This window comes from Radicibacter daui, assembly GCA_030657355.1.
Classification (GTDB): Bacteria; Pseudomonadota; Alphaproteobacteria; order Radicibacterales; family Radicibacteraceae; genus Radicibacter; species Radicibacter daui.
On sequence record CP131056.1, the window covers coordinates 1,476,422 to 1,487,593 of the forward strand.

Consider the following 11,172-nt stretch of genomic DNA (forward strand, 5'->3'; position numbering starts at 1 on the left):
CGGGTCAGGCCGTGGTGGCGAGGGCGGCGATGGCAAAGCCGGCCAGCATCAGCCAGCCGGTAAAACGGTTGGAACGGAAGATCATGAGGCAGCTTGCCGGATCATCCTGGTTCCAGCGCCGCATCTGCCAGATAAAGTGACCGGCGCCAAGAGCCGGACCCAGCAGCGCCAGCGGGGCGCGATGGGCGGCAATCGCGGCTCCAGCCCAGAGCAGGGTGGCGAGCAGGTAAAAAAAGCCGATCCAGCGCGGTGAGGCGCGGCCGAGGCGCAGTGCCGTCGAGCGTACGCCGACCTTGATGTCATCCAGCTTGTCCTGATGGGCGTAGACGGTGTCATAACCCAGCGTCCAGAACAGCCCGCCAATATAAAGCAGCACCGGCGCCAGCAGGTCGGGCGGCAGGGTAAAGGCATCGGCAAGCGACCGACCTGCCGGTGCCGTCATCGCGGTCCAGCCGACCAGAGCGCCCCAGTTGAAGGTGAGGCCGAGCCACGCCTGCGGCCAGTCGGTGATGCGCTTCATCAGCGGGTAAGGCACCACCAGCAGCATGGAGATGGCGCCGACCACAATCGCGACCGGCGGCAAAAGCAACAGCACACCAAGGCCGATCAGCAGCTGCATGGCCAGGAAGGCCAGTGCTTGCGGTACGGAGATGGCGCCGCTCGCCAGCGGGCGCACCCGCGTGCGCTCCACCATGGCATCGATGTCGCGGTCGAACAGGTCATTGATGGTGCAGCCGGCCCCGCGCATGACGATGGCACCGATGGCAAACAGCAACCCGTACCAGAGCGCGGTAAGGAAGCTCTCGCGGGTTGCCGCCAGTGCCGTGCTCCACCAGCAGGGAAAAAGCAGAAGCCAGGTGCCGATGGGCCGGTCCAGCCGGGCAAGGCGCAGGTAGGGGCGGCTTGCCTGCGGCGCCAGTCTGTCGATCCAGTCGCCCGTCAGAATGTCCGTATGGCCGCTCTTCATCGGATGTTGCCTGTTCTTTCTGTCGCATTGCCGCTGGAGCGCGGTGATTTCCCGCCCGGAACCGTGGCCGTTACCCGTACCAACCCCGGCTGGCCCTGTCGGCGCCGGTCACTGCTTTCCGGCAGGGGGCCTTCTGGGTGCGGCGGTTTTTCTATTTGCTCATATTCCTATCGGTGCTGCTTTTCGCCCGCAATCGTCAAGCGCAGGTGAGCGAACTTGCCGGCATGATGGCAGCCGTTGAGCGGCCAGCCTCCGGCTGGTTCGAGCCTGCGAACGATACCGCGGCCGCCGTCAGCGGCGGCATCAACATTACGCCTTTGCGCCTTACCTCATCCCGCGGACTGCATTACCGCACCCAGTCGGCGGGATGGGTACAGGCCTACGCGGCCGACGGAGCAGGCAATCATTATGAAACCATCCTTCAGCTTGCCGGTGGCCGCATCGTCGAGTTGAGGCGCGTGACCCGGGAAGCCGTGGATGATTATGCCCCCGCCGGCGGCTTTTGCGGCGGCAATCCGGCGGTGATGCTGGCGATCGCCTATGAAATCAAAGGCGGCCAGCGCCAGCTGCACCTTGCCGCCTACGCCGACAAGGAAGGCCAACCAAGGCTCTGTGGCCTCTATTTCTATCGCAATGCCGATCTTTATGCCGAGGAGCTGCCCTTGCCGTCCGCCATGCAGCCGCACAGGTTGCGCCCGGCCGGCGAAGGCTAGCGCCGCGTCCCGCATCCATCGTGCGGCAGCACAATCCGTTTGGGGCTTGCGGGGTTGTTCACCAGCTTCTCCGCCGGGCGTACCGGGCGCTGCACCAGTTCGCCGCCGCAATTCGGGCATACGCCGTGAAAATGCGCGTCGGCGCAATCCGGGCAGAAAGTGCATTCAAAGCTGCAGATCCTTGCCTCTGCTGCCGGCGGCAAGTCTGTGTCGCAGCACTCGCAGTTCGGGCGCAATTCCAGCATGATGGCACTCCTTGCTGCGGGGCGGGCTGTTGTTGCCTTCCGGTTCGCCTTATAATCGCGACCTTGCCGCTGAGTATGCCAAGCGCGCCGGTTTATCGGCAAGCAGGCCTTCTGCAGGGTTTGAGGGACCGGGATCAGGGATGTCAGGCACCGCAACGCATGTTGAGCTGCGCAGTTACGGCCACGAAGCGGCGCTGCATATCCATGACCATCATCATCAGGTGGTCTTGCCCCGTTCCGGCAGGCTTGAGCTTGAAATCGACGGCTGTGGTGGCTTTGTCGCCGGCGGGACAGGTGCCTTCATCCCGGCGGGAACCCGTCACGCCTTCGTGGCGTGCGCGGAAGGCGGGACGAATGCCTTTGTCGTTGCCGATATCTCCCTTTCCGGCATTGAGGGCAGCATTGATGGAGGCCCGGCTCGCGGGGCGGGCTTCTTTACTCTTACCTCCCCGGTGCTGGGGTTGCTCGACTATGCCGCCGGCAGCCTGGGGGCGAGGGGACTGCCCGCCGATCTGGCGGTGGCCTGGTCCCGATTGTTGCTGGGCAGCCTTGCTCCGAAGGAGCGAGTTGCGGCGCCGCCGGCAGCTTTGTCGCGGGCGCTTGCCTTCATGCATGCCAATCTGGCCGAACCCTTGACCGCCGGGCTTATCGCGCGGGAAGCAGGGATCAGCCGCAGCGGGCTTTATGAACTGTTTGCCGTCCATCATCAGGCCGCACCGCTTGCCGTTCTCAGAGAGCTGCGCCTTGCGGAAGCCGTGCGGCTGTTGCAGCGCGGCCGGTTACCGGTGGCCGAAGTTGCGCTGCGGGCGGGCTATGCCGACCAGGGCGCGCTGACGCGGGCGCTCAGGCGCGAGCGAGGAGCGACGCCGGCAGCCCTGCGGCGAGGCGCTCTTTCCTGAGTGTGGTTGGCCGCCGCTTTTGGACGCCCGGCCTGCTCTGGCGGACGCGTGGCAAAGACAAGAGATGATCTGCCCTGATATCCGGACCCGACAGCTCTTCCTTTCGAGTGCGGATGATGGATCAGAAACGGGCCGTCAGGGCGACGCTGGTGGGCGTGGTGGCCATCCTGCTTTGGGCGCTGCTGGCGCTGCTGACGGTCAATGCAAGCGGCCTGCCGCCCTTTGAACTGCTGACGCTCAGTTTTGCGGTCGCGGCCTTGGCTGGTATTGCCGCCCTTGCGGTGCAGGGGCGCCGGGCGCTTGGGCAGATGCGCCAGCCCTGGCAACCCTGGCTCACCGCCTTTGCCGGGATATTTGGCTACCACGCGCTTTATTTCTATGCGCTCTCGGCAGCGCCGGCGGCAGAAGCCAGCCTGATCGCCTATCTCTGGCCCCTGCTGATCGTGCTGTTCTCTGCGCTGTTGCCCGGAGCGCGGCTTATGGCGCGCCATGTCGTGGGTGCACTCATGGGATTCACCGGTACCGGCATCGTGATCTTCACCCGGCAGGGCGAGATGGGGGAGGTCGCGGCGGGCGCGGCGACAGCGGGATATCTCGCGGCTTTTGCCTGCGCACTCACCTGGTCGGGTTATTCGGTGCTCAACCGGCGTTTCACTGCAACGCCGCCGGCAATGATGGTGGGGGTCTGTGCGGCTGTCGCAGTGGCCGGCGGGCTTTGCCATCTGATGTTCGAGGTGACGGTGGTGCCGGACATGCGGCAATGGGGGGCACTGATCGCGCTCGGCATCGGGCCAACCGGTCTTGCTTTTCTGGCGTGGGACCATGCGACCAAAGCGGGGCATCTCGCGCTGCTGGGGGTGTTGGCCTACCTGGCGCCGCTGCTCTCTACCGCGGCCCTGGTGCTGACGGGCCTTGCCCCGGCATCCTGGTTTCTCTTTGCCGCAGCCGGCCTCACCATTGCCGGGGCGCTGGTGGCGACCGGACGGCTGCGTTCCCCGGCCAGAGCGCCGGTAACCGACAGTCCGGCGTGAGCTTGGTCACGGAGCCCTGATGTCCATTGATTTGTCCGCTGGTGTTCGTGCCGCAACTTGCTAGGGTGCGGCATCATGAAAAGACAACTGACCCCTGATCTTGAAGCAGCCGGTGCGCTTGCTGCCGGCCCGGCCCCACGCCGGCCCCTGTGGCTGACGCTGGCGCCAGCGCTATTCCTGCTGTTGTGGTCGGGTGGTTTTTCGGTCGCCAAGCTCGGGCTTCAGCACAGCCCGCCGCTCACCTTCCTTGTGGTGCGCTTTGCCCTGACGCTTGCAGTGTTACTGCCGGTCGCCCTGGTGCTGCGTCCGCCCCTGCCGGAAAGCCGGGCTGCGTGGCGTGACCTGACGGTAGTCGGCTTCCTTATTCAGGCCGGTTATTTCGGCCTTTGTTATCTGGCCTACACGCTGGGGGCACCCGCCGGCACGGTGGCGATCATCGTCTCCCTTCAGCCTATTCTGGTTGGCCTGCTGGCGCCGCGTTTTACCGGAGAGCAGGTGACGCTTGGCCGCTGGATCGGGCTTGTGCTCGGCCTTGCTGGAGCGGGCGCCGTCGTGCTCACCCGCTCGGAAGTGGGCGGCACGTCCACGGCCGGCATGCTGTGCTGCGTGGGCGCGCTCCTGGCGATGACGGGGGCAGCGCTTTACGAAAAGCGCCGTGGCGGTGGACGCCATCCGGTGATGGTCAATCTCATCCAGTATGCGGTGGGGCTTGTCGTCATGCTCCCGCTCGCGGCTTCTTTCGAGACCATGCATATCGAGTGGACCTGGAGCGAAGTGGCTTCCATGGCCTATCTCGTCATTGGCAATTCGCTGGTCGCCGTCTCCCTGCTGCTGGCGATGATCCGCCACGGCGAGGTAAGCCGGGTTTCCGCGCTCTTCTTCCTCGTGCCGCCGCTGGCCGCGCTGATGGCCTGGGGCCTTCTGGGTGAAGTGCTGCCCCCGCTTGCCTGGGGCGGCATGGCGCTTGCCGCGCTGGGCGTGGCGATTGCCAGCCGGGCTGGGTCGGGCATGCCGGTCTTGCGGCGGAGGGCGGCATGATCCCGCGCCTTTTTGTCGGCGGTCCGCTGACGGAAGGCGGGGCGGTTCCCCTCACCGAAGGGCAGGCGCATTACCTGCGGGCGGTCCTGCGCTGTGATGTCGGGCAAGCGCTGATTGTTTTTGATGGCAAGAGCGGGGAGTTCGATGCCCGGCTCGGGGCGCTGACCAAGCGGGCGGCCGTGGCCGAGGTCGGGACGCAGCGCCGCCCCTTCCAGCCGTCGCCGGACCTGTGGCTGGTCTTTGCGCCGATCAAGAAGCACCGCCTCGATTTTGTGGTGGAAAAAGCGGTGGAGCTGGGGGCTGCCCGTCTGCTGCCGGTCATCACCCGCCGCACCGATGCGCCGCGTCTGAATAGCGAGAGGCTTGCCGCCCAGATCGCCGAGGCCGCCGAGCAGTGCGAACGGCTGGATGTGCCGGAGTGTGGGCCGGCCCGGCAACTGGCGGCGCTGCTCGCGGCATGGCCGCCTGAGCGCACGCTCTATGTCTGTGCCGAGGCGGGGCCTGCCCGGCCTTTTGAAGCAGTTCTTGAGGGGCGCGAGCCAGGGCCAGCCGCCGTGCTTGTCGGGCCTGAGGGTGGCTTCACACAGGAGGAGCTTGAAGTGCTCGCGGCCCACCCCAACTGTGTGTGCGTGGGTCTGGGGCCGCGCATCCTGCGCGCCGAGACCGCCGCCATAACCGCCCTTGCCCTATGGCAGGCCAAATGCGGAGACTGGCGCCTGCCGCCTCCTGCCCGGGGCTGACCCGCCCGGCTGTCATCCTGTCGTTTCCGTTCTTTCCTTTCGCTTGCAAGGCGGCATAATCCCGGCCTTGCGCGTCCGTCACCGTCGGCCTTTGGCCGCCTATCAAGAGCTTTTCATGTCCGCTCCCGCTTCCGGCCTTGGCGCCCCGATCACTGACCGTCGTGAGCTTGCCGCCTATATGGAGTCCGGCAACAAGCCGATCGAGAACTGGCGCCTCGGCACCGAGCACGAGAAGTTCGTTTTCCGCCTCTCTGACAAGACGGCTCCGTCCTATGAAGCACCCGATGGCATCGGCGCGCTGCTCGGTGGGCTTATGCGCTTTGGCTGGCAGCCGGTGCGGGAAGGGGAGAACATTATTGCTCTCACCCGGCCGGATGGCTCCAACGTGTCGCTCGAGCCGGGCGGGCAGCTTGAGCTTTCCGGCGCGCCGCTGAAGACGGTCAACGAGACCTGCGCCGAGGTGCATACCCATCTGGCCGAGGTCAAGGAAGTGGCGCGCGAGCTGGGGCTGGGCCTCATCGGGCTTGGCTTCAACCCCAAGGCCAAGCGCGCCGATGTGCCTTGGATGCCCAAGGGCCGCTACAAGATCATGCGCGACTATATGCCCAAGCGCGGCAGCCTTGGCCTCGACATGATGCTGCGCACCTGCACCGTGCAGGTTAATCTCGACTTCGCCAGCGAAGCCGACATGGTCAAGAAGTTCCGGGTGTCGCTGGCCCTTCAGCCTATTGCCACGGCGCTCTTTGCCAACTCGCCCTTTACCGAAGGGCGGCCGAACGGCTTCAAGTCCTTCCGCAGCCAGGTGTGGACGGATACCGATCCTGACCGCACCGGCGATCTGGCCTTTGTGTTCGAGGATGGTTTCGGCTTTGAGCGTTATGCCGACTACATGCTCAAGGTGCCGATGTATTTCGTCTATCGCGACGGCAAGTATATCGACGCCTCCGGCCAGTCCTTCATCGATTTCCTTGACGGCAAGCTGCCGGCCCTGCCGGGCGAGCGGCCGACCATCACCGACTGGTCGGACCATTTGACCACCGCCTTCCCCGAAGTCCGCCTCAAGAAGTTCCTTGAGATGCGTGGCGCGGATAGCGGCCCGTGGAAGAGCATCTGCGCCCTGCCTGCCTTCTGGGTCGGGCTGCTTTATGACGACACGGCGCTCGATGCTGCGTGGGATCTGGTGAAGAACTGGTCGGCCGAAGAGCGTGCCCATCTGCGCCGGGAAGTGCCGAAGAGCGGGCTGCAGACGCCGTTCCGCTTCGGCTCGGTCAAGGATTTGGCGGCGCGTGTGCTGGAGATCAGCGAGGCGGGGCTCAAGGCTCGCGCCCGGCGCGACGGCTGGGGCAATGACGAGACGCAGTATCTGGCAAGCCTGATCGAAGCAGCGCGCACGGGTAAGTCCGCTGCTGACATCCTGCTGGCCCGCTTCAACGATGCCTGGGGCCGCAAGGTGGACCCGGTCTATGACGAGTTCGCCTACTGAGGCCTGTTGTTACCCGAAAGGGTGCATGAAAAAGAAAAGGGACCCGGAAGGGTCCCTTTTTGCTTTTGCTGCTCTGCCGGCCCTTGGGCCGGGCAGGATCAGGCGGCGCGAGCGAGCGCAGTGCGGTCGTTGGCGGCAGCGCCAGCGGCAACGGTGCTGAAATGCTCGTTGGCACGGTCGGCAAAGCGCACGCCATCAACAGCGGCAACGATGTCGGCACGGGTCAGGCCGATGTCGGCCAGTTCGTAGTCGGTCAGCGTGGACAGGTAGCCGATGGCTTCACGGCGCTCACGGGCGGCCTTCCAGCGGGCAACGAGGGTGGTCACGAGGTTGGTCACGGTGGTCATTTTGCGATCTCTCCAGTTTTCAGATCTCGCGCTCATTACGCAGCCGCCCTATGCGGCGCGAATGATCGCGTCGGCTTTTCTTGCTTCGCCTTTAGTACGTGGTCTTACGGGCCTGGATGCCGCAATCGTCGGCGGTAACTCCGGCTGAAAGGGGGGCCGGCTTACCGTTAGAAGCACCGTTCAATCTGGTGCCTAGCGTCAAGGAGGCTCGAGGCCGGTTTCCCGATCGCGTTCCTTTTCAGGGGGCGTTCGGCAAAGGCATCTGCTTCGGCGCTGTATATGCGCTTGTGTCGCAGCTTTGTCCTGTGCCGTTCCTGCATTGCTGCCGGGCGCCTATGGCATATGCGAACGGATAGCGGCCGCACCATCGCCACGGCGTTGCCATCCTCTTGCGCCCGCTGCATAAGGTGATAAGCCATTGGCGGCGCTGCGCAGACATGCGACGGTTGGATCAGATAAAGAACCCCGTGGGGAGCGGGAACCGGCAATGGCAAGGACGGTCTACAAGCTGAACGGCGTTTGCGTGCTCCTCGTCGAGGACATGCCTTTTGCCGCCCAGCTTCTGACCACGATCCTGCGGGCGATGGGCGTTGGCCGCGTGCTGCACGCCGAGACCGTGGCCGAGGCCAAGGATCTCCTGTCCCTGCCGCCGGGGCTGCTGCAGCAATCCGGATCGTCGGGAATCGATATCGTGATTTCCGACTGGTTTCTGGATGGCGAAACCGCCGAGCCGCTGCTCACCTGGCTGCGCAAGCATGAGAGCGAACCTATCCGTTATATGCCTTTCATAGTGATGAGCGGCTATGCGGAAATGGATCTCGTCTTCAAGGCCCGGGATTTGGGAATCGACGAGTTTCTTGCCAAGCCGATGTCGGTGAACAGCGTTTGCACACGCCTGCTGTCTGTCATCGACCAGCGGCGTCCTTTCATCCTGACGGAACATTATTTCGGCCCGGATCGTCGCCGCAAGAAAGAGCCCTTCGGGGAGGAGCGGCGCCAGAGTGAGGCCATCGCGACGCCGATTGGCGAAGTGGAGTATGAGACATGAGCGACGAAGATCAGGACAAGGCGCAGGCCCCTGCCGCCTCGGAGCTGGAAGATACACCGGCCAAGCCGACCGCCCGTATGGTCACCCCCACCAACCGCCTCAAGAACAAGGTGGGTGGTAACATGTCGGGTAACCTGCCAGGCCAGTTCGATGAAAGGCTGATTGCGCAAGCGCAGGCGGCGGTTGGCCAATTGCGTCCGCCCTATAAGGACCAGAGCGTTGAAGACCTGCTGCAGCTCCAGCGTCTGGTGCGGGAGGCGGAGCAGCGTAATCCGCAAGATCGCGGGCCGCAGTTGCAGAAGATCGCCCGCATCGCCCTCAATGTGCAGGGGCTCGGTGACAGTTTCGGCTATCAGTTGATGACGCGCTTTGGCCGCTCGCTGCGGCGGTTTACCGAGCAGCTGGAGACAGCCACCAACGAGCAACTGCTCATCGTGCGCGCCCATATCGACGCGATGCGCGTGGTGATGACGCAGGATATCCGCGGGGATGGTGGTCCGCTCGGTCAGGAACTGACCACCATGCTGGAAAAGGCCATCAAGCAATATGGCGGTGGATGAGGGTGCCTGCCCTCATCCGTGCGGCCTGAATTTCTCCAGGCCCAGGACCACGCCGCCGGCCACGAGCCCCCAGAAGGCGGCCCCGATCCCGAAAAGAGCAATGCCGGACGCCGTCGTCACGAAGGTGATGATGGCGGCAAGCCGTTCGTCCTCGCGCTGGAAGGCACTGACAAACGCCGCGCCGAGACTGCCGAGCAGGGCAAGGCCGGCGACGGCCTGAAGCAGCAAGGGCGGCGAGGCTGCCATGAAAGCGGCGGCAAAGCCCGCCACCAAAGCCAGCACGACATAGGCAAGGCCGGAAGTGAAGGCTGCGACCCAGCGTCTGGTCGGGTCGGGATGCGCTTCGGGTCCGGCGCAGAGCGCGGCGGTGATGGCGGCAAGGTTGGTGGCATGGCCGCCGAAGAAGGCAGAGGCCACGCTGCCAAGCCCGGTGATGACGAAGACCGGCCGCACTGGCGGGTTGTAGCCGTTGACGCGCATGACGGCGAGGCCGGGCACATTCTGCGATGCCATGGTGACGATGAAGAGCGGCAGCGCCACGCCGATGGTGGCCGCAAGCGAGAAATGCGGGACAATGAATTCCGGTTCTGGCCACACATGCGCAAAGACGCCGGCGGGCAGTTCGGTGGCGAAGGCCACCATCAGCGCTGTAACCAGCACGGCGATGGGGACCGCAAAGCGGCGGGCAAAGCGCCAGGCAAGCGCCCAGGCAATGATGATGGGCAGGGCCAGCTTCGGCATCTGACTGACGGCCTCGACAGGCGCGAGGCACAGCTCCATCAGCACGCCGGCCAGCATGCCGCTCGCCAGTGACATCGGGATGGAGGAGACGGCCCGGCCGAAAGGCCGCCACAGGCCGGCCAGCACCACCAGCAGGCCGGCGAGAACGAAGGCGCCAACAGCACCGGCAAAGCCGCCGACGGTCGGCCCGGTTGCGGCCAGCAGCGCCGCCCCGGGGGTAGACCACGCCGTCGTCACCGGAATGCGCCAGCGCCAGCTGAGAAGGGCCGCGATGATACCCTGGGCAAGGCAGAGCGCGACAAGGCCGGAGGCGGCTTCGGCAGGAGTGGCGCCGACGCCGGCAAGGCCCTGAAGGACGATGGGAAAGGAGCTGGCAAAGCCAACCAGCGATGCCAGCAGGCCGGCAGAAACAGGTTGCAGAAGATCGCCGCGTGCGGCCGCGGAAGACTGCGCGGTCATGTTGCCCTTGCCCTTTTCTGTCTGTTTCCGGTCCTGTCGCCGGTAAGGTTGCTTGAGATCGCGGTGGTTAGCCGCTATCATAAAATTGGATCCAATATCCATTTTGTTCAACAGGAATATTGGATCCAGACAAATTGCGACGGCAGGCACAGAGCCGTTGAAGGGGCAGGTTATCGTGAGTGACGGCAAATTGGCGCAGGCCAGCGTTTTTACCAGCCTCAAGGGGCTTGTGGACGGTGCAGCGCCGCGCTTTCGGACAGCCAGCGAATATGTCGAGGCGACCTTGCGCGCCGCCATTCTCTCCGGCCGTCTGGCAGGCGGGCTGGCCCTGCGACAGGAAGAACTGGCCGAGATTTTTGGCGTGAGCCGGATGCCGGTGCGTGAGGCGCTGCGGCAACTGGAAGCCCAGGCGCTGGTTGATTTTGTGCCGCATCGCGGCGCGGTCGTCACCGAGATTTCAGCGGATGATGCGGCGGATAACTACGCCATCCGGCTGGCGCTGGAGCCGATGGCACTCAGCCTGTCGATCCCGCATCTGGCTGAACCGGACTTTGTCCTCGCGGCTGACCTGATCGCGGAAATGGATGAGGAGGCGGACCCAGGGAGGATGGGGGAGCTTAACCGGCGTTTCCACCTCTCCCTTTACGCCCGCGCCGGCCGGGTCAAGCTTCTGCTGCTGGTGGAGCAGCAGCTGGCGGCGGCGGACCGATACCTGCGTTTCCATCTCGCGGCCAAGGGGCGCGAACACATGTCGCAGCAGGACCACCGTGCCATGCTGAAGGCCGCAGGGGAGCGGGATGTGCCTGCGGCGGTGCAGGTTCTGGAAGGGCATCTGCGGACGGCAGCAAGTACGATTGCGGCATTTTTTGCCAGCCGGGGCTGAACGAGCCATCGCGTGTGC

At 64.9% G+C, this 11,172-nt stretch carries 13 protein-coding genes; 9 read left to right on the forward strand and 4 right to left on the reverse strand.

Annotation, left to right across the window (positions count from 1 at the left end; translation table 11 throughout):
• Positions 1 to 4: 4 nt before the first annotated feature.
• Positions 5 to 967, reverse strand: coding sequence for a 4-hydroxybenzoate octaprenyltransferase (gene ubiA, locus QTL98_RS06960; protein ID WP_445681496.1), 963 nt, complete (start codon positions 965 to 967; stop codon positions 5 to 7).
• Between the two features lie 206 nt (positions 968 to 1,173).
• Here ubiA and QTL98_RS06965 point away from each other — a divergent pair, with 206 nt between their 5' ends.
• Complete coding sequence (locus tag QTL98_RS06965; protein WP_445681497.1) at positions 1,174 to 1,680, forward strand: hypothetical protein; 507 nt, start codon at positions 1,174 to 1,176, stop codon at positions 1,678 to 1,680.
• On the opposite strand, the gene QTL98_RS06970 is transcribed toward QTL98_RS06965, so the two are convergent.
• Complete coding sequence (locus tag QTL98_RS06970) at positions 1,677 to 1,925, reverse strand: DUF1272 domain-containing protein (RefSeq protein WP_445681498.1); 249 nt, start codon at positions 1,923 to 1,925, stop codon at positions 1,677 to 1,679. The genes QTL98_RS06965 and QTL98_RS06970 overlap by 4 nt on opposite strands.
• A 140-nt stretch (positions 1,926 to 2,065) precedes the next feature.
• On the opposite strand from QTL98_RS06970, the gene QTL98_RS06975 reads away from it, so the two are divergent.
• The 5 genes from QTL98_RS06975 (at position 2,066) to QTL98_RS06995 (ending at position 7,116) form a co-directional block, all read left to right on the forward strand.
• Positions 2,066 to 2,824, forward strand: a complete 759-nt coding sequence (locus QTL98_RS06975; RefSeq protein WP_445681499.1) for a helix-turn-helix domain-containing protein — start codon at positions 2,066 to 2,068, stop codon at positions 2,822 to 2,824.
• A gap of 116 nt (positions 2,825 to 2,940) precedes the next feature.
• Positions 2,941 to 3,855: an aromatic amino acid exporter YddG gene (gene yddG / locus QTL98_RS06980; protein WP_445681500.1), complete on the forward strand. Its 915-nt coding sequence runs from the start codon at positions 2,941 to 2,943 to the stop codon at positions 3,853 to 3,855.
• Positions 3,856 to 3,930: 75 nt separating this feature from the next.
• Positions 3,931 to 4,893: a DMT family transporter gene (locus QTL98_RS06985; protein WP_445681501.1), complete on the forward strand. Its 963-nt coding sequence runs from the start codon at positions 3,931 to 3,933 to the stop codon at positions 4,891 to 4,893.
• The gene (locus tag QTL98_RS06990; RefSeq protein ID WP_445681502.1) at positions 4,890 to 5,633 is read left to right on the forward strand and encodes a 16S rRNA (uracil(1498)-N(3))-methyltransferase; all 744 of its coding nucleotides are present in this window, start codon (positions 4,890 to 4,892) and stop codon (positions 5,631 to 5,633) included. The genes QTL98_RS06985 and QTL98_RS06990 overlap by 4 nt, the downstream gene beginning before the upstream one ends.
• A gap of 115 nt (positions 5,634 to 5,748) precedes the next feature.
• Positions 5,749 to 7,116: a glutamate--cysteine ligase gene (locus QTL98_RS06995; protein ID WP_445681503.1), complete on the forward strand. Its 1,368-nt coding sequence runs from the start codon at positions 5,749 to 5,751 to the stop codon at positions 7,114 to 7,116.
• 98 nt (positions 7,117 to 7,214) lie between these two features.
• Here the strand turns inward: QTL98_RS06995 and QTL98_RS07000 are convergent, their stop codons facing one another.
• Positions 7,215 to 7,463, reverse strand: coding sequence for a DUF1127 domain-containing protein (locus QTL98_RS07000; protein ID WP_445681504.1), 249 nt, complete (start codon positions 7,461 to 7,463; stop codon positions 7,215 to 7,217).
• Between the two features lie 418 nt (positions 7,464 to 7,881).
• Between QTL98_RS07000 and QTL98_RS07005 the strand changes: the two genes are divergently transcribed.
• Together QTL98_RS07005 and QTL98_RS07010 are read left to right on the forward strand one after the other, a co-directional pair.
• Positions 7,882 to 8,511 (forward strand): response regulator, encoded by a 630-nt coding sequence (locus QTL98_RS07005; protein WP_445681505.1) that lies wholly within the window; start codon positions 7,882 to 7,884, stop codon positions 8,509 to 8,511.
• Entirely contained in the window at positions 8,508 to 9,071 is a 564-nt protein-coding gene (locus QTL98_RS07010) for a hypothetical protein (RefSeq protein ID WP_445681506.1), read from the forward strand. The genes QTL98_RS07005 and QTL98_RS07010 overlap by 4 nt, the downstream gene beginning before the upstream one ends.
• Before the next feature lie 12 nt (positions 9,072 to 9,083).
• On the opposite strand, the gene QTL98_RS07015 is transcribed toward QTL98_RS07010, so the two are convergent.
• Positions 9,084 to 10,271 (reverse strand): benzoate/H(+) symporter BenE family transporter, encoded by a 1,188-nt coding sequence (locus QTL98_RS07015; RefSeq protein WP_445681507.1) that lies wholly within the window; start codon positions 10,269 to 10,271, stop codon positions 9,084 to 9,086.
• 175 nt (positions 10,272 to 10,446) lie between these two features.
• Here QTL98_RS07015 and QTL98_RS07020 point away from each other — a divergent pair, with 175 nt between their 5' ends.
• Positions 10,447 to 11,154, forward strand: coding sequence for a GntR family transcriptional regulator (locus tag QTL98_RS07020; RefSeq protein WP_445681508.1), 708 nt, complete (start codon positions 10,447 to 10,449; stop codon positions 11,152 to 11,154).
• Positions 11,155 to 11,172: the final 18 nt, after the last annotated feature.